We start from the raw sequence: 25,216 nt of genomic DNA, 5'->3' as shown, positions 1-25,216 counted from the left end.
TGGTTGAGTCAGCGGTTATCAACTTAAGCCTGTAATGGACCAAACGCAGACGAATACATTACGCAAGCGTTGCTATAAAACATAGTATATTAGATTATCTTAATACCAAATCACTGTATGACAATACGGTGATATTGATCAGTGAATATCTTCAATTTTCACACGGTAAAAGTAGGTTTACGTATTCAACATAGCAACCAACAATAAGACCTATCTTGAGACTGACTCCCGATGAGGATCGACCACTATCAGTGGTTGACGCTATTGAGGCAAAATTCACGTTCAAACATGCACGTTTAACGCACTAAAGAGGCACCTATGTGGGATCAACGTTACAGTGGTAATAGTTTTGTATATGGCACCGAGCCGAATGAGTTCCTAGTAGAGCAAGCCTACCGAATACCACGAGGAGCTGTCCTTTGCCTAGCAGAGGGTGAAGGACGCAATGCGGTTTACTTAGCACAACAAGGCTATGACGTGTATGCCATCGACCAATCAGCAGTTGCTCGCGATAAAGCAATGAGCTTGGCGACAAAAACAGGCATGAAGATACACTACGATGTCGGCGATTTGACCCACCTTCAGATTGCCCCAGAAAACTGGAGCGGGATTGTTTCAATTTTTGCCCATAGCCCTTCGCCTTTACGGCGAGAGCTACATCAAAAGGTTGTTTCAGGCCTGCAACCTGGAGGGGTATTCATTCTCGAGGCTTTTAGTCCCAATCAACTGAATAGCCGCGGTTTAGGTGGCCCCAAAGACCCCGATATGCTGATGGCACTGCACGATTTGAAACAAGAACTCGCCGAACTAGAACTCATAATTGCCCGTGAGTGTCTTAGACCCGTCAACGAAGGCGAGCTTCATCGTGGCGAATGCAGTGTCATTCAGCTAGTCGGCATCAAACCAGACTGATAAAGCTAAAAATGTAAAAATAGAGGGGTTAAAATAGAAGCGTTAAAGCAGCAATCGCACGGTCGTTGCACAAATTAGATGAAGGGGCGATGCAACATCACCGCTTGGTAAACAGTGGATGCTCACTAAACGATGATGCTCAACTCATGCCTCCCTAACTTCAATCCATGCTTCAATCCATGCTTCAATCCATGCTTCAACCCACCCGTTTACCGTCCATCAAATAGGAACTTGCCACGAGATTCTCTTCACGTAGTGTTTCTGGCAACAATCCCTGAGGTAGGTTTTGATAACAAACAGGACGTAAAAAACGCTGGATGGCAACACTACCCACCGAACTTGTTCGTGCATCAGAGGTTGCCGGGAAAGGCCCGCCATGCACCATCGCATGACACACTTCAACACCGGTTGGCCAGCCATTCACCATCACACGGCCCGCTTTTTCCTCCAACACTGGCAGTAACTTTTTAGCCGCCTCCAGATCGTCATCATCCATTTGTAATGTAGCGGTTAACTGCCCTTCTAACTGCGTTGCAACCTGTGCCATTTGTGCCAAATCATCACAAACGACAAGCAAAGAACATGCACCAAAAACCTCATCGGTTAGACTTTTATCCGCTAAAAAATCATTCGCGGTGGTGGTAAACAGATGGGTTTGACACAGGTTTGGCGCAAGGCGGATTTCACCACAGCCCTGCAGCTTAACCTTAGCATTATTCGCTAACGCACTGACTCCCTGCAGGTACGCCTTATGAATACCGGGTGTCAGCATCGTTTGTGCCGCAACATTAACAATCGCTTTACTGGCCGCCTGCAAAAAATTATCCAGCGCTTCGCCGCGCACAGCCAAAAGCAAACCTGGGTTAGTACAAAACTGCCCTGCCCCCATCGATAGCGAACCGATAAAACCTTCGGCAAGCTCAGCGCCACGACTGGCCATCGCCTGGGGCAATAAAAACACCGGATTGATACTACTCATTTCGGCATACACCGGAATCGGCTGCGGACGCGCCTGAGCCGTTGCCATTAATGCCAAACCGCCCGAGCGAGATCCCGTAAAGCCTACCGCTTTAATGCGAGCATCCGATACCAACGCTTGCCCCAGTACAGTGCCGGAACCATACAATAAAGAAAAAACACCTTCGGGCAGATGACACTTCGCCACCGCCGTTTGGACCGCACGCCCAATCAACTCAGAGGTACCCGGATGAGCCGAATGCGCTTTAACAACCACGGGGCAGCCCGCTGCTAAAGCCGATGCTGTATCACCACCTGCAACACTAAAGGCCAGCGGAAAGTTGCTCGCACCAAACACAGCAACGGGACCCAGCGCTATATTTTGCTGCCGTAAATCGGCGCGTGGTAACGGTTGTCTTTCAGGCATCGCAGGTTCGATACGTCGATCAAGCCATTCACCCGCACGCACCACCGATGCAAACAAGCGTAACTGACCACAGGTTCGGCCACGTTCACCCTCAATACGGGCCTGCGGCAAACCCGTTTCTAACATGCAGCGCTCAACCAGAGGCGCACCGATCGCTTCAATTTCAACAGCGATCGTTTCTAAAAAGATCGCCCGTTGCTCTAAAGAGGTATGACGAAAAGCAACGCTGGCCGCCTCGGCCAATGCACAAGCTTGGTCGACCTCTGGAAGACCACCACCATGATAACCGGGTTCAAGTTTTTCACCGGTCGCGGGATTAGTCGCCCAAACTTTATCGCCGGTTGCAACAAGGTTATTCTGACCTATCAGTAATTGGCCCGTTAAATTCATGTTCTACTCCTAAATACTTAATAAAGATGACCTTTCGATCGTTATAACTTATCGACTAGGCGTGCGCAGACGCCTAACCAAAAATCGGTACGAAATGGATTAATAAGCTAGCCCTAAGGTTAATTAACGGCGGCTTTTTTTATAGGGCTTTTCAGTGGTTTTTTAATCGCTAGGAAATAAACAAATACCAGCGTCAGAACAATAAAGAACAAGCTATCTAGGTTAGTGAAAAAAGTCATTGGATTGCCATTTGACAGCGCTAAAGAGCGACGTAAAAACTCCTCTAGATTTGGACCAAGAATAAAACCCAATAGTAAAGTGATAATCGGAAAATCATTTTTCCTGAGGTAATAGGTTAATACCCCTAATGCCAATGCCATCATCATCTGAAAGCTAGAGTAAGTGGCGACATAGCTGCCCACGACCGCAAGCAAAGCGATCATGCCATACAGTACATCTTTGCGAATTGAGACAATTTTAATAAAGTAAGGACCCAGTAAAAATAGGGTTAAGGGAATCAAAACAACCGCGCTGAATAACAACGAAGCCAGCATTGGAGCAATTAACTCCGCTTGGCCAGACATCAGCTGAGGGCCTGGCTGAATACCATTAATAACTAATACGCCCAACATGATTGCCGTAATCGGATCACCCGGAATACCAAAGGTTAACATAGGTACTAAGGCACCACCGCACACCGCATTATTAGCACTTTCTGATGCCGCAATACCTTTCGGGTTGCCTTTACCAAAGCTATCGGGGTTAGTCGAGGTGCGTACGGCTTCAGCATAGGCAAGGAAGCTGCCCATCGAACCACCCGCACCGGGTAGAGTACCAACAAAATAGCCAATTAAACTCGACTTGATATAGCACATCACGCCAATTTCACGGATGGAAGACAGCGGTGGAAGAAAATCACGACGTCGAATCTTCACTTTGCTAAAGGCTTCAGCGGCTTTTTTTGTATCGACCGACGAGTTCGCTTGAATCAAAATTTCGCTAATCGCAAAGGTACCGATAATCACTGGCATCAGATCAATACCGGCAGTTAATTCACTCAATCCGAAGGTAAAACGCGTGACGGGCTCCATCGCATCCAAGCCAACCGTTGCTAACATCAAGCCAATACAAGCGGCCATGGCCGCTTTAATCATCTTGCCACGTTGCGCAATGATAATAATGACGATAGCAAAGGCAAGTAACGAGAACTTACCCGTGGTTTTAACCAATAATGAAGCTTCAGCAACAAACGGGGCCACCGCAATTAGCAATATTGCACCCAGTGCACCACCAATCATCGAGCCAACCGACGCATGCCCCAAAGCCAATGCCCCTTTGCCCCGCTGCTGCATAGGATAGCCATCGAGCGCGGTCATCATCGATGACGGAGCACCGGGAATATTAATGGTTGTTGCCGTAATACTACCGCCACACATACCCGCCATATAGATACTGGCGCAAGCCATCAGCGCGGTAGTCACATCTAAGCTATAAGTTAGCGGTAATAACAGCGCTAACGCCAAAGTTGCCGTTAAACCAGGAATCGCAGCAAAAATTGTTCCGATTAAAAAACCGGCAACAATATAAGCAAGATTTAACGGTTCGAACAGCGTGCCAAAGCTGCCCACCACCAGATTCATAAATTCCATCACCTACCCCCACAACGCTGGGAGTCTAACACCGAATATCTGTTCAAAAAGCAGATACCCGACAAAGACTATAGTTATTGATATCAGTAGTTTCTGTATTATCTTTTCTAACGATGAGAAAATAACAATAATAGAAAGTACAAACAGAAAAGATGAAATAAAATATCCAGCTATCGAAAACGCAAGAATGTACACAAAGATCGATAGTATGATAAGAAGAGGAGCATACTCCGTCTTATTACTCATCTTCTTCTCTTCTTTTCCCGACTGAGAAAATTTGATTTTCTGCTTGATTAAAACGATTTCTTTAAACAATAAAACAGTACTAAAGATAACCGCAAAAAAACCAACCAATAACGGAAAAAACGAAGGTTCAAGTCTATTATTAGACAGTGGCATCCCTAAGTTCACCGCCGTTAACAAATAGCCAACAGAAAACAAAAAAACCAAAAATTGAAACGCAAACCTTTTGTTTAATAACATCATAATCTACCTTATAAGTGCCCCGACATAAGCCGGGACTGATATCGTTAATCCCTACAGGTTTAGATCATCCATTACTTTAAACGTGCTGGTTTGCAGTTCATCAATCCAATGTTGAACATCAACAGAACCTAACCAACTTGGGGTCACACCAACGGTTGCCACCCACACTTGGAATTCTGAGCTGTCAAAAGCGGTTTTAAAGGCAGATTCAAGCTTAGCCAGTGATGCCTCTGGAGTGTTTTTAGGCGCGGCGAGTAGGATAAAACTACCGGTTTCTAAATGATAGCCGAAGGTACTAACAGGGGGGACATCAGGAAACGATGGGTTTTGTTCAGAGGTTAATTCAACCACCCCTTTGGCATCCCCAGACTGAATGATGCCACTGAAATCACCTAGGCTTGAGATTGCAGCATCAAGTTCACCGGAGAGTAAAGCCTCTGCTTCAGCACTCGATGAGCCAGGATAGGTAATCACATTAAAGCGAACACCGGCTTCTTTTTCTAAGCGGCGTACCGCAAGATAGGGGCCTGATCCTCGAGGTGCAACACCAACACGCACAGTATTAGGGTTTGCTTTTGCCGCACTAATCAGTTCATCAAAGCTGTTATAGCCCGAGCGTTTAGACACCACTAAGGCATCTGCCTCACGGGTAATGCGGGCGATCGGTTGCATTTTTTCTAGCGAATAGCCCGGCACCATTTTACCGCGTGGCAGAGTGATAACACTGTCATAGGTTAACACGCCGATAGTATGCCCATCTGGGCGAGCACGGGTCATTTGCATTAACCCGGTAGCAGTGACCGCACCACCTATATTCTCTACGTAGATCGATTGCGTCAGCTCTTGTTCCGCAATACTACTGATTTTACGTGAAATCGCATCGGCTCCACCACCTGCAGGCCAAGGCACAATCAGACGAATATCTTTTGAGGGAAAGTCTGCAGCAGAAACAGTAGAACTGAGAACGCACGCACTAACAGCACAAAGCAGCGCTTTTTTTATTTTTTTAGTTAACATAATAATCTCTTTTTTTTACTTATTATTAGGGTCGATATGGGTAAAAAATTATCTGTTATTTGAACAGATTGAATACAAAAAATAATCCGTATTCATACGTACTCGCTAGATTCACCTTAGCCTGCAATAAATTTATTATACTCGTCTTGAGCCGTCTCATTTGGCGGATAAAGGCCGATAACAGGGCTACCTGTGCGCACTTTACCGATAACGTAATCTTCAAAGCGTTCCATTCTTAACGCCTCTTGTGAAATTTCATCAGCTAACGCTAATGGAATCACAATCACGCCGTCACCGTCACCGACCAGCACATCACCAGGATAGACCGCAACACCGCCACAACCGATTGGCACTTCAAGATCAACACCATGGTGCTTGGTAAGGTTGGTTGGCGCGCTAGGCTTAGTACAAAAGATAGGCATCGCCATATCCATCGCCGTATCAAAATCACGAATGCCGGCATCGGAGACAAAACCACCACACTGACGCGTTTCAAGTCGTGCTAACAGAATACTGCCGGCACTCGCTGCCGATGCGTCTTGCCGACAATCCGACACCATAATCATCCCTGCAGGCACGGTTTCAACCGCCAGCCTCTGTGGATGCTCAGGATCTTTAAACGCCGCTACGGTATCTAAATCTTCTCGCGCGGGGATATAACGTAACGTAAATGCTTGCCCTACCATTTTCACTTTCTGGCTGTTAACTCGGCTGATCCCTTGAATGTAGGTATTGCGCAAACCTTTTTTAAAGAGGGCTGTATGCAACGTGGCCGTTGACACGGCTTCTAGTCGCTCGAGTACATCACTAGCCAGCTTTTGATATTTTTCCGTCATCGTTCTTCACCTTGATCTCTTATTTTTTTACAACGCCGAACAACAATACCTTCACAAAAATTACAAATCAAACTAATTTTTACAACTATTTACTAATTATCGATTCTAACAACACTTTTCACCTCTATTAATGCCTTGTTTTTAAAGCTTTGTTTGTATTTTCAAGATAGAGAGGATAAAGTTGTAAAAATAAGTTAAGTAGCCAGTCGGGTTTGTATTGCATTGGTAGCGGTTAAAGCCAAGGGTAAATCAGGGATACGTTGTTGCCAGCCCACAGCATTGTTAGCGCCTATCGCCGCCAGACTGACTGAATAAAAAGCCAAGCTGAAAGCGTAACCTCAGCGGCTTTATCACAACATTTATTAAATATCGGTGAACAGATGATGAGTAAGGTAACTACTCAAAAAAAGACCCAGCAATCACTTGGCGCCATGGTTTATGAGCAAATACTGGCCGTTATCATGGACGGTACCTACGCACTCAATACAAAACTGCCGTCAGAGGCCCAGTTATGTAAAGAGTTCAACGTCTCTCGGCCTATTTTACGTGAAGCCCTAGCGCGGTTACGCGAGGATGAATTGATCACCTCGCGACGGGGGTCTGGCAGCTATGTAATCAAAAAGCCGGATAATCGAGTACTACAGTTCTCTCCGATATCCAGTATTGCCGATATACAACGCTGTTTTGAATTCCGCTCCAACCTTGAAGCAGAAGCGGCGGCACTTGCGGCAAAACGAAGAACCAGTGCCCAGTTAGAAGCCATTGAAAAAGCGTATGAAAAAATGAATGATGCCAATGCATCAAGTAAGCTAGCGACCGATGAAGACTTTGCTTTTCACTTAGCCATTACTGAGGCGGCTAATAACCATTTCTATAATACGGTGTTGGAATTGCTCGAAGATAGCATTAGGGGCGGCATTAATATCACCCGAAATCTATCGTTGTTAAAACCTGCCTCGCGCTTACAGCTAGTGCAACAAGAGCATCACGCCATCGTCACCGCCATTAAAGAGGGCGATTCAGCCGCTGCCAGAGCCGCAATGAAAAACCATTTAGACAGTGCGCGTATCCGCATGTTTGAAGGCTAAATTTAACCTTATAATTAATGCGCCTACTCTACTCGATCTAAGATTATCACTTAACACGACACAGAGTTCTCACTCGTCAATTCAGGGCTGGTTTTGCACCAGCGCCTCTGGTCGAAAAGTCTAGCCTAGCAGCAATAAGTTAGCCTTAAGGACGCAACACCAATACCGAGCAACCCGCACGCTCAACCACTCGCGAGGAGTTAGACCCCAGCAAAACGTGATCAACTTTGCCACGGTGATGTGCCGTCATAATAATCAGATCAGCATTGCAGCGCTTGGCCTGTTTGATAATGCGCTCAGCCGGATTACCCTGATGAACTGAAAGGGTGCGATTAACCTCCGCCGGTAACATTTTCTGAGCCAGTGCTTGCAGCTGCTTTTCGACCGCTTCGTGCGCCTTCTCAACCACTGATTTTTTAAAGTAGGAGGCAACCAGCGGTGAATTAAACCCAGGGATAACCGTCATCAGGTGGATGGTGCCCCCCGCGCTATCCACTTCCCGCAACGCCAGTTCAATCGCCTGATCCGAAAAAGACGGTTCTTCAATATCAACCGGAACAATAATTTGCTTAAACATAAATCCTTCCTTTACCACAAAATATAGCAATCGAAACCGAGGTGCCTAACAAAAGCCACCTCGGTTTTAGCTTAAGTATTTGCTGGGATCGGCGCCTGATCATCGTCAACCCGACGGCGACGACGCTGGAACAGCACAACAGGTATCAGCAGTAACAACGCAGGGATAAACATCAACTCTTTAGGCGGCTGACCCTGTGGTACTTCCACCTGCCCTATTTGCTGATCAAACATCAAACCCGCTTTCTCTGCATGACTGTCAAAGCCCACCATATCGACCACCACCTTGCCATCAAGATCAGCCAGTTCTAAGCCGGCATTGACCAAGCGTTCCTGAGTATTCGCCCCATCAGACAGCTCAAAGAGCGCGACAAAATCACGGGGATTACCGACATCATCCTCACCAATCAGATGCAGCCGCAATTCAGCGCCAGCAGGAAGATCCAAGTTATTACCCATCAGCTCACTGGCGGCGACCGTTTTAAATGGCGGTGATACCATGTCCATCCAAAAACCGGGACGGAATAGTGAGAAGGCAATCAGAATCAGTAGCGCCGTTTCGTATAAACGGTTACGCACCAGAAAATGTCCTTGGGTCGCAGCGGTAAACAACAAAATCGCCGCCGTCGATACCACGAATACCATAATGCCCTGCCACCAGGTCACATCGATCAATAGCAGATCGGTGTTGAAGATAAACAGGAACGGCAAAATAGCGGTTCGCAAACTGTAGAAAAATGCGACAAACCCGGTACGGATGGGATCACCACCAGATACCGCCGCCGCGGCAAAGGATGCGAGTCCCACCGGCGGTGTCACATCGGCCATGATGCCGAAGTAGAACACGAACAGATGCACGGCAATCAAGGGGACGATCAGGCCAGACTCTTGACCCAAGGTCACGATCACCGGTGCGAGTAAAGATGACACCACAATATAGTTGGCGGTCGTCGGCAAGCCCATGCCCAGTATCAAGCTGAGTACAGCGGTCAGAACAAGCATCAACAACAGGTTACCCATCGACAACACTTCAACCAGATCGGCCAGCACTGAACCTACCCCGGTTTGCGATACCACACCGACGATAATACCGGCGGTCGCCGTCGCGATACCGATGCCGATCATATTACGGGCACCGACGATTAGGCCATCAATCAACTGATTAAAGCCCTTCCTAAACTGTCGACCCAGACCTCCCTCATTACGGAAATACGCAAATAAAGATTTTTGGGTCAGTAGGATAAAGACCATCAACATGGTTGCCCAGAACGCCGAGAGCCCAGGCGACAAGCGCTCAATCATCAGACACCACACCAGCACAATGACCGGCAGAATAAAATGCAATCCAGACTTAACGGTTGGCCCAACTTCCGGCAGTTCTACCACATCAGAGTTAGGATCATCCAATTCAAGGTCGGGATAACCTGCAGAAAAACGCACCAGCAAAACATAGACAATCAACAACAAGACGCCAATCACTAGGCTGGCGTATTGACCAAACAATGGTTTGATCCAGCCAATACCGTAATAGACCACCATCGACACGGCGGCGGTGGCAAAAAAGCCAATCAACACGCCCATCAAGCGCGCCATCCAAGGCTTAGCTGCGCTACGCCGAGGCAGACCATACATATTCTGTTTAAGTGCTTCGAGATGAACGATGTAAACCAGCGCGATATAAGAGATCAATGCCGGCAGAAAGGCATGTTTGATCACCTCAACATAGGAGATACCCACATACTCAACCATCAAAAACGCAGCAGCGCCCATGACCGGTGGCATAATCTGGCCATTCACCGACGAGGCTACTTCGACCGCGCCGGCTTTTTCCGCGCTGAAACCCACGCGGCGCATCATTGGAATGGTAAAAGTACCGGTGGTGACCACGTTAGCGATGGAAGAGCCGGAGATCAGCCCGGTCATACCCGACGCAACAACAGCCGCTTTAGCGGGGCCGCCACGCAGGTGCCCCAAGAGTGAAAAAGCGACTTTAATGAAATAGTTACCGGCACCGGCTTTATCCAGCAAAGCACCAAACAAGACAAACAGAAACACGAAACTCGTCGATACGCCCAGTGCGATACCAAACACACCTTCGGTGGTGATCCACTGGTGATTAACCACTTCTTTTAGACTGGCGCCCTTATGGGCAATAATTTCCGGCATATAGGGGCCGGCAAAGGTATAAAACAAAAAGAGTGACGCAACGACCACGAGCGGTGGCCCGAGTGCACGCCGGGTTGCTTCTAACAAGAGAATCCCGCCAGCAATAGCAACGACGATATCTAACGTCGTCGGTAAACCCGGACGGTCAGATATTTGTACATAGAAGATAAACAGGTAACCGGCGCAAAAAGCACCTAATACCGCCATGATCATATCCGGCAAAGGCACTCGTTCACGAGGAGAGCCGCCCAAAGCGGGATAAGCCATAAAAGAGAGGAATACAGCAAAGGCAAGGTGGATTGAACGAGCTTCGGTATCGTTAAATACACCAAAACTGCCGATCAACGGCCAATCATAAAACGGTAGCGGCGAGGCGATCCACAGCTGGAATAGTGACCAACACAGCGCAGCGGCTAACAGTAAAAGACGTTGAGCACCTTTAGGGTCGCGGGCACCACTATCCGTCGACGCGACTAAATCTTGGAGCTCTGCTTCGCTGAGTTTAGTAGGTTCTTTTGAATTCAGTTCAGTCATAATACTCTCCGATCCAACACTCCCAGCGTTACCGCCGGTAAATATTAGTACGCTCCAGCAAGGCCCAAAAGGTCACGCCAGAACTGAGAAAGGACTATCCCAGGGGTACTCTGGGATAGTCGAGATAGACGGCGGAGCCGCCGGTCAGGAGTGTATTATTACATCCAGCCACGTTCTTTGTAGTAACGTATCGCGCCTTCATGCAACGGAGCAGACAGACCATTTTTGATCATATTCGCAGGTTCAAGATTGGCAAAGGCTGGGTGCAAACGCTTGAAGCGGTCAAAGTTATCAAACACGGCCTTAACAACTTGATAGATCACTTCAGGATCAGCTTTAGTTGAAGATACGAAAGTCGCACCCACACCAAAGGTAGTAGTATCAGCCTCATTACCGTTATACATACCACCGGGAACAATCGCTTCAGCGTAGAACGCATTATCATCGATCAACTTAGTGATCTCTGGGCCGGTTACCGGTACCAATACTGCATCACATGATGTTGTTGCTTCTTTGATCGAACCATTAGGGTGCCCAACAGTGTAGATGATGGCATCAACCTTATTGTCACACAGTGCTTGGGATTGTTCAGATGCTTTTAGCTCGGAAGCCAGTTTGAAATCATCTTTAGTCCAACCCTTACGCTCCATGACCACTTCCATGGTGCCACGCTGGCCAGAACCGGGGTTACCGATATTGACCCGTTTGCCCTTCAGATCGTCAAAGCTCTTAATGCCAGCATCAGCTCGAGCAATCACGGTAAAGGGTTCAGGGTGAACAGAAAAGACCGCACGGAGTTCTTTGTTAGCACCCTGGTCGGCAAATTTACTAGTGCCGTTATAAGCGTGGTACTGCCAGTCAGACTGGGCCACACCCATATCTTGGTTGCCCGCACGAATGGCATTCAGGTTAGCCACTGAACCACCCGTAGACGGTGCAGTACATTTAATACCATGATCTTTATTACCACGGTTAACCAAACGACAGATAGACTGCCCTACCACGTAATAGACGCCCGTTTGGCCGCCTGTACCAATCGTTACATAGGATGACGGTGGCGCAGCAAATGCGGCACCACTTTGAATCCCTATCGCGATGCCAGCAGCAACCACGGTATTAGTAAATAGTTTCTTTAATTTCATTATTTGCATCCTTATTGTTATATCGAGCCGGTATAACCGGCTACATTCTTACTTACTTTCTACTTCTCGTTAAGCAAGGTGAAACCCTTGCTATTAATTTTTCGCCATTGATGCCAACATTTTATTCACTGCCGTCAAATGCTCAGGTTCATTGTGGCACATACCCTGAAATACCGCACAGACATCGAGGAAATCTTTTAACTCCATCCGCTGTGCCATCTTCATTAACCGCTTGGTCAAACGAGTCGCTTTAGGTGGTTGACTCGCTATACGGGTAGCCAGTTTCATCGCCGTTGGCAGCAACTCATCGGCAGATACCACTTCCATCACGATCCCCAGCTCTTTGGCCTCCGCAGCGTCGATAACCCGACCAGATAGCGTCAGTTCAAACGCTCGCTGGTAACCGATCAAACGTTGCATTAGCCAAGCACCGCCATCGCCGGGAATGATCCCAAGATTAAGAAAGGTTTCACCGAATTTGGCTTTCTCGGAAGCAAACCGAACATCCGCCATATTCGCCAGATCGAAACCCGCACCGATGGCCGCACCGTTCACGGCAGCGATAATGGGCACTTCAACAGCTTGCAGAGCCAAAGGAATACGCTGTATCCCCTTGCGATAGCGGTCAGCGCATTCTGCGACGTCACCCGCAAAATCACCCCCACGCTCTGCCATGTCGCGGATATTACCACCGGCACTAAAGGCTGATCCAGCCCCCGTTATCACGAGTACGGAAACTTCATCACAATGATTCACCCACTCGGCCACTGCGATAATATCTTCGATTAAATGTGACCCTGTGAGGGCATTACGCAGATCATGGCGATTGAGGGTTAGGATCGCGACACGATTGTCCAGCGTAATCAAAGCATCGGTCAGTTGTGGCAAGTTATTCGTATTTATCGAGCTCATGAGTGTGTCTCCTGATTAACAATGACGCGGGCATCGACCACCGCATAACCATCGTCATAAGCAATAACGGGGTTAAGATCGAGCTCAGCAATCTCGGGATGAGCCTCAACAATGGCAGACACTTTCATTAACAAATCAACCAATGCTTCTTTATCAACCGCCGCTTCTCCACGAGCGCCGTCGAGAATCTTACGAGCCTTGATCTGATCGATCATCGAACGTGCATCATGACGGCTCAGGGGAATCGCTCGGAACGTGACATCCTTAAGAATCTCGACAAAGATGCCACCCAGACCAAACATCAATACCGGACCAAAGATCGGATCTTGGCTCATACCAATAATGACTTCAGTGCCTTTGCGGGCCATCGGCGTGACTAGCACACCTTCTATCTCGGCATCGGTTTTATAATGCTGACAGGAGGCCAGAATCTCATCGCGGGCGACGTTAAGTGCCGCTTCACCCACGACATTCAATTTAACGCCGCCGGCATCGGACTTATGTAAGATATCTTTGGAAACCACTTTCATCGCCAATGGCGTATTGCCAAACTCATTGATTACGTCAACCAATTCAGCCTCGCTGCGAACAATCATATCCAAAGGCACATCGACGCCGTAACCACGCAGCAAAGACTTTGCCTCAAACTCAAATAGATCACGCCCTTCGGCGCGAGCTTTACGAAAGCTGGCTGAACAATCGTCATTAATTACTAATGGCACGTTATTTTCAGCCTGCTGACTGCTTTCAATATAAGCTCCCCGCTCGCCCAGCGCCGCCATGATCTTTACCGCATGCTCAATCGAAGCATAGATCGGCAGTCCAGCTTCACGCAGACGTTGCAAGGGTGCCGGTTTGATATGCGCGTAGAGGCTATCAATAATTAAAGGTTTGCTCGTGCGCTTGGATAACTCGATAATCGCATCCGCACCAGCCAACTCTTCTTCTTTCAGTTCTTCAGCGAAACGAATACCGTAGCCACCGAACATACCTACTAAAAAGACCATATCAACATTGTCGTCGGCGGCTAGAATCTCCATGCAGTCGGCTAACAACGCCGGATGTGCATCGGTACTCCCCGCGACATCAATGGGGTTTGCTAGGGATGCCTGAGGAAACAGAATACTGGCCAATGCTTGACGTGTTGACTCGGTAAGTTCCGCCAGTTCAAGTCCGGCTTCTGAAATTCGATCGGACGCAATAGTCGCCTGCCCCCCCATCCGCCAACACTGCAACCCGTTTACCCGCCGCTTGCTGCAACAGACCTAAACCTTCAGCAACCGGTAAAATTTCATCTGAATTTTCGACCACATTGACGCCGACCTGTCGCAATAGATCGACTGTCATCTGATAGCTGCCCGCAAGGGCACCGGTGTGGGAACTCGCAGCTTTCTGCCCGGCTTCTGTACTACCCGATTTATACACAACCACAGGTTTGTATTTCGATGTTTGTCGCGCGACATCTAAAAAGGCACGGCCATTTTTAAAGCCTTCGACATAAAAGGTAGCCACACGGGTGTTTTCTTCTTCACCCAGATACTGAAGATAATCAGCAAAGTCGACATCGGTTTGATTGCCCGGCCCTGCATAGGTGCTGAAGCCGATATAACCGTTATGCTGTGCTTCCAGCGCCAGCGACAACAACATATTGCCCGATTGAGAGATAATGCCGATATCGCCGGGTTTAACGTTATCCAACGCCAGCAAATTAACTTTCTTATGAAGGTTGAAAATACCCGACGTATTTGGGCCGACAATACGCACACCGGCTTGCTGAGCCGCTTCAAGAACCTGTTGTTCCAGCTCGGCACCCGCTGCATCCACCTCAGCAAAACCACTGGCCAGAATAATGGCGCCTTTAACACCATTCTCGCCGCACTGTTTTAACAAAGCGGGGAGTGTTTTCGCCGGAGTACAGATCAACGCCATATCCGCGGCAGCCGGCAGATCTGTGAGCGAAGCATAAGCTTTGACGCCCATGATCTCATCGACTTTCGGGTTGATCGGATAGATCGTGCCCTGATAACCATCATTCAATAGACCAACCATCGCCTTATAACCCCGTTTAGTGGGGTCTGCTGATGCGCCAACAATTGCGATTGAGTTAGGGGCTAGAAAATCATGTAGTGAACTTTTCATTTTAGTGCCCCTTAAACGCGGGCGAACGTTTTTCAGCAAAAGCATCAACGCCCTCTTGCCAATCTTTCGTGGTTGTACAGGTGAACACCCCATCTAACTCCTGCTGCAGTTGAGCATCTAAATCGGTATGCGAAGCATTGTTTAATAACTTTTTAACAAACCGCATCGAGATCGGCGCTTTCGTCGCCAGCTCTGCGATAAAGGCTTCGGCTTGTTGCTGTAAATCATCTGCTGGCACTGAAAGAGTCACCAGACCAATAGCCAGCGCTTCATTGCCATCGATCTTAGTGCCGAGGAAAATAAGTTCGCGAGCTTTTGCTAGCCCCACCAACCGGGTTAAAAACTGCGTAACACCACCGCCGACACAGGTGCCAATACTGACTTCAGGGAAACCAATTTTTGCGCTTTCAGCCATGATCACAAAATCACATGAACACGCCATTTCGGCACCCGCGCCTAAAGCATAACCATTGATTGCTGCAACCACCGGTTTAGTGGCGCGAAAAATCGCTTCGCATACATCATTACCTAATTGCAGATATTCACGGCGTTGGTACTGGGTACGCTCACCCGCCCCATGCTCTTTCATATCAGCGCCGACACAGAAGGCACGGCCTTCACCGGTCAATAAAATCGCCCGCACATCAGCATCAGCTTCAGCTTGAGCCAAAGCACTGAGCAGTTCTTTATAGAACTGTTCAACAACAGCATTTAGACGATGCGGTCGATTGAAACGAATCTCTGCATAATTCTGTTGCTTCATGTAGATCAGCGTTTCATAGCGGGGTGTAGTCATCAGTAGTACCTGTCTAATTTATTATTGTGATTGTTACAAAACCCACAATAATACATATGTGTTTATATTTGAATAATAGAATACATATGTATTATGTCAATACAAACGTATCAAAAAAATATTTATGTGTTTTATCTGTGTGATCTCGTTAAAATGAGGTGCATAGCTAAACGTGAATAATGCAGAGATCGAAGTAAAACGATGACGACAGAAACCAGCCAGCCACAGCACATAAGTGATGCCGATCGAGTATTAAAAGAACTCTCTTCGCTTTACCCAACACTGACACCACAACTGAAAAAAGCGGCTGATTTTGTCCTAGAGCATCCGGTGGAAATCGCGTTGCTGTCTATCCGTAAAAGTGCCGAAACCGCATCCGTCACCCCCTCAACCATGACACGGCTGGCGAAAACGTTAGGCTTTGAGCGTTACGATAGTTTCAGACAGTTGTTCCAAGAAGCGATACACGCTAAAGCGCCTTCTTCGTTCAGCCAGCGTGCGGAGTCGTTACAAAACCTCGCAAGTAATAACACTGAAAACAATGTGTTATCCGAATTTTCCACCACCACCTTCAACAATCTAGAGCACTGCTTTCAGGAAGAGACCTTAGCTAAATTAGAACTCGCGGCACCTATGATTGTTAATGCCCGTAAAGTCTTCGTGATAGGTTTTAGAGATACCTTTGCTTGCGCCCACCACTTTGCCTATGTTGGCAAAATCGCATTCCCGCATATCAATCTCATCCGCGGCTATCAGGGCACATTATTAAGTGAACTGGCCGAGATTAATGCGCAAGATGTAGTGGTCGTGTTTGGTTCAGATCCCTATGCCATCGACACGGTTAATGCGATCAAGATCGTGCGGGAAGCCAGCGCGAAAATCATTGCCGTGACCGACAGTCTGCGATCTCCCCTCGCCGCCGAGGCCGAGATCGTTTTCACCCTGAACAATGAAACACCCCATTTTTTCGGCACACTCGTGCCCGTGATAGCACTCATTGAAGCGTTACTATCTGTTTGTGTCTCGTTGGGAGGAAGTGAGATAGTGCGTAATATTGATCAATTTGAAGAAAACCTTCGCCGTTTAGGTGGTTATTACACGCCTTGATGACTGTAACGTCCGACAGCCTGAATCATAAAAAGTGACTGGTTACACCTCTGAATTTTTCAGTCATCATTGTAGCGGCATAGTGAATTTGGCCACCTAACACCTACTTAAGAGCCCATTTATGAAAAACCGCCTCTAACCTGGACCTAACGCAAACTGTTGCTATCCAGAGCCACAGGGCAAAATGGCTGAGTATCCTCTGCATCCACTTTGAATTGATAGAGTAATAATCCATGCCATCCCCAACACTTTCCTGCTTAATTTCTGCCATATGATCGAAAACAGGAATAGCTCTGTTGGTAAAGCCGATGGCTTGGCAAAACGTTCATGACTACATACCAGTACAACCAGCTACGAGACTAACTTCTATGCCGTTGTTATCTGCAAATTCCTGGCGACGAACCATACCAACAACAACCATTCCTTCGGGTATTACAAAATTTTCAACAGCCTCGGTTACAACTGAAAACGCCTGAAGGTTTATATCGGGCCCTCCATAAATAGTAACGAGCATCACTTCTAACGGCGATAGTGAAATCTGATTTAACGCGTTTGTTATGGCACGTAAGGCTGCTCCTTCACCGGTTGAGCGCCCAACAGACGCCTGCAATTGCAAGGTATCATTGCTCTTTAACACGGAACGAATATCAGCAAAATCAATAGCAACCAAACTCGAATCCATGATCAATTCAATGATGCCACGCACGGCGCTAACGGCATCCTCAAGAGATCCACAGATAAGATTTCCATCATAAGACAAGGCCTTATATTCAGACGTTATGAAGCTTCGCACATCATCAATTTTATCTGCAGACCAATGAACCGCGATAAATAAGATATCCGCATCATAGCGCCCTAATTGCTCAATCACCTTCTTACGCCATGAGTGGGTATCACTACATAAAAAGACAGCTAGATCCGTGTTTTCCAACAGGCTATTAAGCACATCATCCGTAACCGCCACACTATCAGATGCTTTATACGTACCGCTTTCATCACCATTTTCAGCCCCAACCCAACGCCAATCAACCATTTCCCCTGTCACATCATCAATAACGAGATAATGGCACCCAACGATCACAGGAAGCGTCTTAAACTCGGAAGAAAAGCAGACAATTCTAAGCACAGCCCCTTCTGATGTTGAATTTACCAGTTTAAACATATATGAATCCTTGAAATGCAGTGAAGACCTTTTTATGGTGCGTCATATTGCTTCTGTTATTCTGCTCGCAATAAACGAGCACTGTGGCGATTTTCTATATATCTCTACCCGAAAGTATACCGAGATTTGGGGCTTCAAATAAGACGGTCGGCGAAATTGAGTTGATGTTCTCTGCCTTGCTGTTGAAAATATTACAGGTCAAGATTGCCTCAAAAGGAGAGGTTTATACGACAAGCCCAAAGGAGGTAGCATACCGCTTAATTATTTTATCGAGTTTCGCATCAATACTAGCGGGCATTTCTCCACTTCATTTTATGTATAACGGATCTACGAAGGAATTGGTGGAGCCTAGCGGGGGCTCCCACAGAAATGAAACCACTTATTTATCAACAAGTTAAAAATACGCTAAGACAAAAGTGTAGCACTTTTGTGCTACAAATCAAGATTTTTTGTGCCACAAATGAGCAATTTACACCCCTATAAATAGACATCTTTTGCTCAACTAATCGGTGTCATTTTTTGGCCAATAAAGCGTCTTATTTGTCAGTAACACGGCCCCTTTTTCGATGAGCAGCACACACTCAAAACTGCCATAATCACCACCCCTTTATCGCAGCTAACGGCATTTGTAGATCGTGATCAACTGAAAGGATACGCACCGGAGTCTGAATCGATTCTTATATTTGCTTAACCGTCCCCCTATTTCCGTCTTGCTAGGGTGCCTATCACTGTGACTGTGTATTAAATTGATATACGGGATAGTGTTATGGCCACAAAAACAGACCCAATCAACATCAGTGTACTGTCATCGGTGAGAGACATTATCGATGCCGCAACAAGCCTGATAAAGGTCACTAGGATCGTTTTCATTCTCAATGAAGCACATAACGTGCCTGGCCGAACAGCGGGATTTTGTTCTTGTAGCAATAACCTTTGAAGCTTTCGATAACGAACTTCGTACAGAGCCTCAGGCTCTTGAAGGCATGAAATATCCGTTTAAATGATGAGCAATTTACTGTGAAATAGAATGCATAGCCTCATTTCAAACAACAAGCTTGCTTGGCTGGCTGGCACTTAGACTTTGAATTGAATTCACGCCCCTCTCCCTTTAATTAAAAAGTGGCGCGCTTATTATATAAATCCCCGAGCGACTAAGAAAATCGCTGCTGCAATAACGCTCTTAATTTCATCGGTTTAAGTGGTTTATGCACCACCGGATAGCCTTGAGCTTTAATCTGTTGCAGTTGCTCTGGCTCGGTATCGCCGGTGATCACTAAGCCCGCTATTTTTTTACCGAATTTGGCGCTTAATAGATCAATGGCGTCGGTACCCTTTTCATTATCACTTAGGTGGTGATCGACTAACATAAGGTCTGGGCAGTATTTGATCTGCTCAATCTCGGTGAGGTTCGCCGCTGTCTCCACTCGGCAACCCCAATCGCGTAATAACAGAGCGGTTGCTTTAAGGTTATCCTGATCATCATCTAATACAACGATATAGCGCTGGCTCATATCGGAGTAACACCTAGGCTGAGCGGTGGCGGTGACCGCAACCGTTTGGCTAGGTTGATGTAGCGGGATAACCACCCTAAACATCGAACCACGGCCCTCTATCGAGCGAATCTCTAGCGGGTGTTGCAACATATTACAGAGCCTACTAGCGATCGATAATCCTAGCCCTAAACCTTGCCTTCTGACCTTGCCCACCTCAAGCTGTTTAAACTCACCTAACATGGTATCGATCTGGGCTGTTGGAAAACCAATACCGGTATCCCACACTTCCAGCGCTAATGCATCCGCATGGGGTCTGACGGCAACCAGCACCCGTCCAGCATCCGTATATTTAATCGCATTGGCCATTAAGTTGCGTAATATGCGCCCCAGCATCGAAGTATCACTGTAACTATAGTGCGCGGTGCCACGCACGGTTAAGGTTAACCCTTTGCTCTGCGCTTGCGGTGAAAACTCCTGTTCGACATGTTTTAACAGTTGGCTCAAATCAAGAGGCTGTTGTTCTGGCTCGATAACACCCGCATCCAATCGAGAGATATCTAATAATGAATCAAACAGGCTTTGCATGGTATTTAGGCACGTATCGATACCGGCGAGCAGATCACGCTCTTCCGGGGCTTTTAATCGCCCAGACAGCGCGCTGACAAGTATCCCCATCGCATGCAACGGCTGGCGTAGATCATGGCTAGCTGCGGCCAGAAAGCGTGATTTTCCCTGATTAGCTTGGGCTTCAGCGATGGCTGCCTGATGTTCTCGCTGCTCTGCCTGTTTAATCCCGGTGATATCGGTGTAGATGCCCACCGTGCCGCCATCCCGGGTTTTACGCTCTCTGGCTTGCAGCCATTTACCAGAATAATTCTCGACTTCGAAGGTGCCGTGACCACTGTGATGCATCGCCATCCGTTTTTCACGATAGGCCTCGGGGGATGCTGGCACATCATTAATATCATTAAAGCGCACCACTCGACCGGTTCGAATATTCTGTTCTACCAACTCAGAAAAATGCACCCCAGGCCTGACTTTATCCGGCTCCATAAATTGTGAAGGATATTGGCTGTTACACATCACCAGTCGATCATCCGGCCCCCAATAAACAAAGGCTTCGGCAATATTCTCAATAGCATCCAACAACCAACTAGCCTCGCTGCTGAGCAGTGTCCTAACCTCGGGGTCGACTAAATCAGGATGAGCGGTTTTAATGGCCGGGCTAAGGGGGCTGGTATGCATCGTAGAGTTCCATCATGTTTTTTCACTATGGTATGTCAGTCTTATGACAAATAGGCTAATCCCCCTGCCCGCTAATGGCTCAAGGTTTTGTCGAGTAAGGCGTTCAAATTGATGGCGTCCGCCTCGGGATGTTGACCCACTAAAAACGCCCGAATACCCAGCGCTTCGGCACCATCACGATCAGTGCGAGGGTTATCGCCAATCATAACGCAGTTATGCGGATCTGCGTTGGCTTTGGCCAGTGCCATCTGAAACAACCCCGCTTCGGGTTTGCCCATCACTCGATATTGCAGTTGCGGAATAATGCTGATTAATAAAGCCAGTAAGCTGCCGGTTTCAGGCACCGGATCACCGTCGGGGTCGGGGTGTGAAAAATCCGGATTGGCCACTAATAAGGGCACACCACGGCTGAGGTGCTTAATGGCCAAGCTTAAACGCTGATAACAAAGATCGGTATCACGGGTTAATACAATCACCGCTGGCTGCTCATCATCTTCAATAATGCCTAAACTAGCAGCATAGGTTCTTAGTGCTTGACGGGCGAGCAACATCGCCCCCTGCGCCGGATAGCACTGATAAGCCTCGGCTAGCACCGCCTCTCCGGCTAACAACATCTGCTGTGGTGCAATCGGCAACCCTAACTCTACTAAGCGACGACTGAGTTCAACGGCACTATGACTGGAATTATTCGACACTAACCAGAACTTATCCGCCGCCTGTTCAATCAAGTCGGCTGCGCCGGGTAACACCTGCTGACCGGCAATCAGGCAACCATCCATATCAACCAATACCGCATCAGATTCGGCGATTAACGCACTAAATGGCTTCATCGAGATAACCCTTGTGGTTGATCCATTTGTTGCGCATGACGAATTAACAACAGTTCTAAAGCGCTGGCATCACCGTTCCAGTTTTGTCCCCGAGGGTTATAACACGCCTCATTCACCAAACCGGGCCAACGTACAGGATCAACACCATAGTGCTCTGGATCAGTAGCAACACCTAGCCGTTTCAGCCACGCACTTAAGGTCGCTTCGGCGGTATTGAGATTGCCAAAAATAGTCATCAACACCTGATCGATATCAGGATGAATACCGCTGGAGGCGGTTAAAATCTGCGGCAGAGTAAATGAACATGCAATCCCGTGGGGCACGTCATATTTCAATGTCAGCGGATAGGATAATGCATGAGCAATGGCTGTTTGAGTATTAGAAAACGCTAACCCCGCCAAGAGTGCCGCTTCGGCCATCTGCCGCCGTAAGTCACGGTTAGTCAGATCATCTAATAGTTTAGGTAATACATTAAGAATTGTATTAGCGGCTTTAATGGCAAAAGTATTGCTAACCGGATTTCGGTTAACATTCCAGATACTTTCTAACGCATGGCTGAGGGCATCCAAACCGGTTTGCCGAGTCAGTTCGAAGGGTAGATTTAAGCTAAGCTCGGGGTCGATCACTGCCCATTCTGGATAGAGTGACGGCCCTTTCACCGAATATTTTTTACCGCTACGTCTATGCCAAATGGTCCCCCAACAGGTCACTTCAGAGCCGGTACCCGCCGTGGTGGGGAGCGCAATAATCGGCCAGCTTGCGGTGACATCTTCCGCTTCGAGCAGGCCTTGATGAAAATGGTCGAAGTCTCCCCGCGAAGCGGCTAAGGCCTTCGCTGTATCCAGCACCGATCCACCGCCTAAAGCGATAACCAGCTGCGGCGCTTGGGTTAAGCTAGCCAGCGCCTCGCACTGCAGCTTAATATCATCTAAATCGGGGTTGGCACGGATAGAATCGATCACCATTAATGGCTGTGCCTGCCGCGCAATACGCTCGGCCCACTGTTGAAACACCGGCTCAGCATAGGTAACCAGAATATAGGGCCGCCCATTAATGAGGTTTGATAATTGATCGATAGCGCCATTAGCGCACTGAATACGCACCGGGTTAGCAAACTGCCAAGACTTTGATGCCACTGTTTTCATGCATTCCACTCCGGCTCGGTTAAGGCATTAAACGGTGTTGATGGATCTAGAAAATCATGATTATGAACAACCACATTGTCGTCATCGATAAAGACGATCGCATAGGCCGGCGGTTCATGGTTGAACAGGTATTGATCTTCCTCCTGAAAATCCAATACCACCTGATGGTTTAAGCCTCTCAGTGTCGAAAAACCAATACCCGCCCAAGAACCATGCATAGGCCGATGGTAATGGCCAAAGAAGAGGTGTTTTACCCGGCCATGGTGATGTAACAGGCTTTGTAAGTTGGCTGCATCTTGCCGATCGAGACCGATTTTATCCATCGGTTTAATGCCTGTTTTAAAGGGGGCATGGTGCATAAACAGGTAAACATCGCCACTTGCTTGTGCCAATTGCTGCGCCAGCCAATGCTGCCGTTTCTCGCAATAGGCACCGGCATGGGTGCCCTCTTTAACCGAATCCATAAAGATAAAACTGCCACTATTGTTATGGATAACCGATTGCACAAACCCATGTTCATCCTGTTGCAGCGTTGGGAACTGTGCCGCGAGGCGGCCACGATGGTCATGATTACCCACCACTAATTGCACAGGCACTTTCAGCTCGGCAATAATCTCTGCGAACTCAGCATAAGCTTCTGGCTCACCGGCGTGGGCTAAATCACCGGTAATCACACAGAGATCAGCATCGGCATGGTCAGCATTAATAGAGGCGATACAGGCTCGTAACCGTTCGGCAGGAAAGGAGCCATACAATGCCAGTCCCGGCAATGTTAAATGTGTATCGGTTAGGTGGATCAGTTTCATGGTATATTCTCGTTATCTGTATACCTGAGCCGGAAGCTCGGTGAGGCGATGCCGCACACCCTAAAAGGATGGCGGCTCGATGAATAATGTTATTAACGCGGCAAATATTTTTGAACGTCGGTAACCATATCGTTAAGCACCGCGCCAGACTCATTCACCCGGTCGCCGCTGGCGATCGATTGCATATGATCATGAATAATCTGGGTAATCTTCAGACCGTTTTTGCCGGGAAAAGCATACCAATCGGTCATTAATGGCAGTTGTTTCACTGCAGTGTAATGGTTGGGGTGGTTACGATAAAAATCGGTAAGATACTCCTCATTGGCTTTCTTGTTTGGCGGCATATAACCGGTGGTTTGCGCTACGATGGCTGCCCCCTTACCCGATGTTGAATACTTGATAAATTTCCAGGCAGCATCCTGTTTGGCTGCATCTTTGGTTAACATGACGATGGCGTTGCCCCCAGCTGGCAGGCTGCCTTCCGATTTCACGCTGGGAAAGGAATTCGTTTTCATCTCAAATTTGTCACCAATAAGCTGTTCAGCTTTGGTCACGTTCGAGGTTGACCAGAACCAAATACCGGTTTTACCCGAAATAAAAGACTGTCGGCCATCTGCGCTAGAGTAATTTTTCATGCCGCCCTCTTTAAAGAAGCGGGCGAAGGTCTCTAATGCCCACTGTCCCTCTTCTCCACCAAAGCTCACGGTTTTTTCATCGGCGCTCAGCATCGAACCACCTTGCGAGAATACCGGTGCTTGCCATAACCAGTTGCCAGTGATCTGCCAGCCATAAACCATCCCAGTGACATCATCACCCAGGGCATCGATTTCCTGCGCTAACTGAATCACCTCATCCCAGGTTTTCGGCAGGTTATGTTCATCCCAACCCGCTTGCCGTACTAAATCCATATTGTAATAAGCGATCGGCAGAGACACGGCAAATGGCAGACCATAGACTTCATTATTGTAAGTGCCTATATCCAGCATCGCCTTGTGATAGCCCTCTTTATCAAAGCCCTGCTCTTTGGCAATAAAAGGCTCTAATGAAACCGCAATATCTCGATCGACGAGAGGTCTGACTCGGTTGAGGCCCTGAAATGAGATATCGGGCAAACGCTTGGTGATCGCCTCGCGCATTACCTTTTGAGTGGCGTCTTCGTAGTTTTCATAAGGAGCCCGAAAATTCAGTTTAATATCGGGATACTGGGCTTCAAATCCGGTTTTTATCTCGGCAAAGGTTTCTTTAAAGGTACCGCCATAGGGATATTGCACTACCAGTTCGGTGGCGGCAAAGGTGCTGCCGGTAAGGGTTAGCGTACAGGCCGCGATTAAGCGCTGAAGAGATTTACGTGTCATTGTTATATTCCTAAATAGATATAAAGAGACTGTTTAATGGATGCTT

Annotated in this window: 21 protein-coding genes; 3 read left to right on the top strand and 18 right to left on the bottom strand. The window is 47.7% G+C overall.

Annotation, left to right across the window (positions count from 1 at the left end; translation table 11 throughout):
- Nucleotides 1-318 precede the first annotated feature (318 nt).
- Complete coding sequence (locus tag AC0L4K_RS06000) at nt 319-912, top strand: class I SAM-dependent methyltransferase (protein WP_417228284.1); 594 nt, start codon at nt 319-321, stop codon at nt 910-912.
- A gap of 196 nt (nt 913-1,108) precedes the next feature.
- Here the strand turns inward: AC0L4K_RS06000 and AC0L4K_RS05995 are convergent, their stop codons facing one another.
- The 5 genes from AC0L4K_RS05995 to AC0L4K_RS05975 form a co-directional block, all read right to left on the bottom strand.
- Entirely contained in the window at nt 1,109-2,686 is a 1,578-nt protein-coding gene (locus tag AC0L4K_RS05995; protein ID WP_473268582.1) for an aldehyde dehydrogenase (NADP(+)), read from the bottom strand.
- A gap of 119 nt (nt 2,687-2,805) precedes the next feature.
- Entirely contained in the window at nt 2,806-4,335 is a 1,530-nt protein-coding gene (locus tag AC0L4K_RS05990; protein ID WP_473268581.1) for a tripartite tricarboxylate transporter permease, read from the bottom strand.
- A 3-nt stretch (nt 4,336-4,338) separates the two neighbouring features.
- The gene (locus tag AC0L4K_RS05985; protein WP_473269212.1) at nt 4,339-4,818 is read right to left on the bottom strand and encodes a tripartite tricarboxylate transporter TctB family protein; all 480 of its coding nucleotides are present in this window, start codon (nt 4,816-4,818) and stop codon (nt 4,339-4,341) included.
- Nucleotides 4,819-4,872: 54 nt separating this feature from the next.
- A complete protein-coding gene (locus tag AC0L4K_RS05980) occupies nt 4,873-5,838 on the bottom strand; it encodes a Bug family tripartite tricarboxylate transporter substrate binding protein (protein ID WP_417228288.1) in 966 nt (321 codons plus the stop codon).
- 116 nt (nt 5,839-5,954) lie between these two features.
- The gene (locus AC0L4K_RS05975; protein WP_473268580.1) at nt 5,955-6,674 is read right to left on the bottom strand and encodes a ribonuclease activity regulator RraA; all 720 of its coding nucleotides are present in this window, start codon (nt 6,672-6,674) and stop codon (nt 5,955-5,957) included.
- 380 nt (nt 6,675-7,054) lie between these two features.
- On the opposite strand from AC0L4K_RS05975, the gene AC0L4K_RS05970 reads away from it, so the two are divergent.
- Nucleotides 7,055-7,762, top strand: a complete 708-nt coding sequence (locus tag AC0L4K_RS05970; RefSeq protein ID WP_473268579.1) for a FadR/GntR family transcriptional regulator — start codon at nt 7,055-7,057, stop codon at nt 7,760-7,762.
- 145 nt (nt 7,763-7,907) lie between these two features.
- Here AC0L4K_RS05970 and AC0L4K_RS05965 read toward each other — a convergent pair whose 3' ends face one another.
- The 7 genes from AC0L4K_RS05965 to AC0L4K_RS05935 all read right to left on the bottom strand — a co-directional run bounded on the left by AC0L4K_RS05965 (nt 7,908) and on the right by AC0L4K_RS05935 (nt 16,027).
- The gene (locus AC0L4K_RS05965) at nt 7,908-8,339 is read right to left on the bottom strand and encodes a universal stress protein (RefSeq protein ID WP_417228291.1); all 432 of its coding nucleotides are present in this window, start codon (nt 8,337-8,339) and stop codon (nt 7,908-7,910) included.
- Between the two features lie 71 nt (nt 8,340-8,410).
- Nucleotides 8,411-11,038 carry a TRAP transporter permease gene (locus AC0L4K_RS05960; RefSeq protein WP_473268578.1) on the bottom strand — a complete coding sequence of 876 codons (2,628 nt, stop codon included), beginning with the start codon at nt 11,036-11,038 and terminating at the stop codon, nt 8,411-8,413.
- Nucleotides 11,039-11,196: 158 nt separating this feature from the next.
- Nucleotides 11,197-12,180: a TAXI family TRAP transporter solute-binding subunit gene (locus AC0L4K_RS05955; RefSeq protein WP_417228293.1), complete on the bottom strand. Its 984-nt coding sequence runs from the start codon at nt 12,178-12,180 to the stop codon at nt 11,197-11,199.
- Nucleotides 12,181-12,273: 93 nt separating this feature from the next.
- A complete protein-coding gene (locus AC0L4K_RS05950) occupies nt 12,274-13,092 on the bottom strand; it encodes an enoyl-CoA hydratase-related protein (protein ID WP_417228294.1) in 819 nt (272 codons plus the stop codon).
- Nucleotides 13,089-14,312 carry an acetate--CoA ligase family protein gene (locus AC0L4K_RS05945; protein WP_473268576.1) on the bottom strand — a complete coding sequence of 408 codons (1,224 nt, stop codon included), beginning with the start codon at nt 14,310-14,312 and terminating at the stop codon, nt 13,089-13,091. Before AC0L4K_RS05945 ends, AC0L4K_RS05950 begins: the two co-directional genes overlap by 4 nt.
- Nucleotides 14,260-15,231, bottom strand: coding sequence for a CoA-binding protein (locus tag AC0L4K_RS05940; protein ID WP_473268575.1), 972 nt, complete (start codon nt 15,229-15,231; stop codon nt 14,260-14,262). The genes AC0L4K_RS05945 and AC0L4K_RS05940 overlap by 53 nt, the downstream gene beginning before the upstream one ends.
- A gap of 1 nt (nt 15,232) precedes the next feature.
- Nucleotides 15,233-16,027, bottom strand: a complete 795-nt coding sequence (locus AC0L4K_RS05935; protein WP_473268574.1) for an enoyl-CoA hydratase/isomerase family protein — start codon at nt 16,025-16,027, stop codon at nt 15,233-15,235.
- Between the two features lie 201 nt (nt 16,028-16,228).
- On the opposite strand from AC0L4K_RS05935, the gene AC0L4K_RS05930 reads away from it, so the two are divergent.
- Nucleotides 16,229-17,134 (top strand): MurR/RpiR family transcriptional regulator, encoded by a 906-nt coding sequence (locus AC0L4K_RS05930; RefSeq protein ID WP_473268573.1) that lies wholly within the window; start codon nt 16,229-16,231, stop codon nt 17,132-17,134.
- 331 nt (nt 17,135-17,465) lie between these two features.
- Here AC0L4K_RS05930 and AC0L4K_RS05925 read toward each other — a convergent pair whose 3' ends face one another.
- The 6 genes from AC0L4K_RS05925 to AC0L4K_RS05900 all read right to left on the bottom strand — a co-directional run bounded on the left by AC0L4K_RS05925 (nt 17,466) and on the right by AC0L4K_RS05900 (nt 25,170).
- Entirely contained in the window at nt 17,466-18,296 is an 831-nt protein-coding gene (locus AC0L4K_RS05925; protein ID WP_473268572.1) for a hypothetical protein, read from the bottom strand.
- A gap of 1,151 nt (nt 18,297-19,447) precedes the next feature.
- Nucleotides 19,448-21,034 carry a hybrid sensor histidine kinase/response regulator gene (locus AC0L4K_RS05920; RefSeq protein ID WP_473268570.1) on the bottom strand — a complete coding sequence of 529 codons (1,587 nt, stop codon included), beginning with the start codon at nt 21,032-21,034 and terminating at the stop codon, nt 19,448-19,450.
- Nucleotides 21,035-21,105: 71 nt separating this feature from the next.
- Nucleotides 21,106-21,864: an HAD-IIA family hydrolase gene (locus tag AC0L4K_RS05915; protein WP_417228385.1), complete on the bottom strand. Its 759-nt coding sequence runs from the start codon at nt 21,862-21,864 to the stop codon at nt 21,106-21,108.
- The gene (locus tag AC0L4K_RS05910; protein WP_473268568.1) at nt 21,861-23,009 is read right to left on the bottom strand and encodes a phosphonoacetaldehyde reductase; all 1,149 of its coding nucleotides are present in this window, start codon (nt 23,007-23,009) and stop codon (nt 21,861-21,863) included. Before AC0L4K_RS05910 ends, AC0L4K_RS05915 begins: the two co-directional genes overlap by 4 nt.
- Nucleotides 23,006-23,815 carry a phosphodiesterase gene (locus AC0L4K_RS05905; protein WP_473268567.1) on the bottom strand — a complete coding sequence of 270 codons (810 nt, stop codon included), beginning with the start codon at nt 23,813-23,815 and terminating at the stop codon, nt 23,006-23,008. Before AC0L4K_RS05905 ends, AC0L4K_RS05910 begins: the two co-directional genes overlap by 4 nt.
- Before the next feature lie 92 nt (nt 23,816-23,907).
- Nucleotides 23,908-25,170 carry an ABC transporter substrate-binding protein gene (locus tag AC0L4K_RS05900; RefSeq protein WP_473268566.1) on the bottom strand — a complete coding sequence of 421 codons (1,263 nt, stop codon included), beginning with the start codon at nt 25,168-25,170 and terminating at the stop codon, nt 23,908-23,910.
- Between the last annotated feature and the right edge of the window lie 46 nt (nt 25,171-25,216).

The sequence above is a fragment of the Amphritea sp. GJ51-11 genome (genome assembly GCF_055808735.1).
The sequence above is the reverse complement of the archived record's forward strand: the minus strand, read 5'-3'. Positions and strand labels throughout refer to the sequence as shown.

Bases quoted from the DNA above. Each gene is read 5' to 3' on its own strand.
- AC0L4K_RS05980 (WP_417228288.1), bottom strand. From the start codon at position 5,838: ATGTTAACTAAAAAAATAAAAAAAGCGCTGCTTTGTGCTGTTAGTGCG.
- AC0L4K_RS06000 (WP_417228284.1), top strand. From the start codon at position 319: ATGTGGGATCAACGTTACAGTGGTAATAGTTTTGTATATGGCACCGAG.
- AC0L4K_RS05915 (WP_417228385.1), bottom strand. From the start codon at position 21,864: ATGAAGCCATTTAGTGCGTTAATCGCCGAATCTGATGCGGTATTGGTT.
- AC0L4K_RS05945 (WP_473268576.1), bottom strand. From the start codon at position 14,312: ATGGGGGGGCAGGCGACTATTGCGTCCGATCGAATTTCAGAAGCCGGA.
- AC0L4K_RS05970 (WP_473268579.1), top strand. From the start codon at position 7,055: ATGATGAGTAAGGTAACTACTCAAAAAAAGACCCAGCAATCACTTGGC.
- AC0L4K_RS05940 (WP_473268575.1), bottom strand. From the start codon at position 15,231: ATGAAAAGTTCACTACATGATTTTCTAGCCCCTAACTCAATCGCAATT.
- AC0L4K_RS05985 (WP_473269212.1), bottom strand. From the start codon at position 4,818: ATGTTATTAAACAAAAGGTTTGCGTTTCAATTTTTGGTTTTTTTGTTT.
- AC0L4K_RS05920 (WP_473268570.1), bottom strand. From the start codon at position 21,034: ATGCATACCAGCCCCCTTAGCCCGGCCATTAAAACCGCTCATCCTGAT.
- AC0L4K_RS05955 (WP_417228293.1), bottom strand. From the start codon at position 12,180: ATGAAATTAAAGAAACTATTTACTAATACCGTGGTTGCTGCTGGCATC.
- AC0L4K_RS05900 (WP_473268566.1), bottom strand. From the start codon at position 25,170: ATGACACGTAAATCTCTTCAGCGCTTAATCGCGGCCTGTACGCTAACC.
- AC0L4K_RS05910 (WP_473268568.1), bottom strand. From the start codon at position 23,009: ATGAAAACAGTGGCATCAAAGTCTTGGCAGTTTGCTAACCCGGTGCGT.
- AC0L4K_RS05905 (WP_473268567.1), bottom strand. From the start codon at position 23,815: ATGAAACTGATCCACCTAACCGATACACATTTAACATTGCCGGGACTG.
- AC0L4K_RS05950 (WP_417228294.1), bottom strand. From the start codon at position 13,092: ATGAGCTCGATAAATACGAATAACTTGCCACAACTGACCGATGCTTTG.
- AC0L4K_RS05965 (WP_417228291.1), bottom strand. From the start codon at position 8,339: ATGTTTAAGCAAATTATTGTTCCGGTTGATATTGAAGAACCGTCTTTT.
- AC0L4K_RS05930 (WP_473268573.1), top strand. From the start codon at position 16,229: ATGACGACAGAAACCAGCCAGCCACAGCACATAAGTGATGCCGATCGA.
- AC0L4K_RS05995 (WP_473268582.1), bottom strand. From the start codon at position 2,686: ATGAATTTAACGGGCCAATTACTGATAGGTCAGAATAACCTTGTTGCA.
- AC0L4K_RS05935 (WP_473268574.1), bottom strand. From the start codon at position 16,027: ATGACTACACCCCGCTATGAAACGCTGATCTACATGAAGCAACAGAAT.
- AC0L4K_RS05975 (WP_473268580.1), bottom strand. From the start codon at position 6,674: ATGACGGAAAAATATCAAAAGCTGGCTAGTGATGTACTCGAGCGACTA.
- AC0L4K_RS05960 (WP_473268578.1), bottom strand. From the start codon at position 11,038: ATGACTGAACTGAATTCAAAAGAACCTACTAAACTCAGCGAAGCAGAG.
- AC0L4K_RS05925 (WP_473268572.1), bottom strand. From the start codon at position 18,296: ATGTTTAAACTGGTAAATTCAACATCAGAAGGGGCTGTGCTTAGAATT.
- AC0L4K_RS05990 (WP_473268581.1), bottom strand. From the start codon at position 4,335: ATGGAATTTATGAATCTGGTGGTGGGCAGCTTTGGCACGCTGTTCGAA.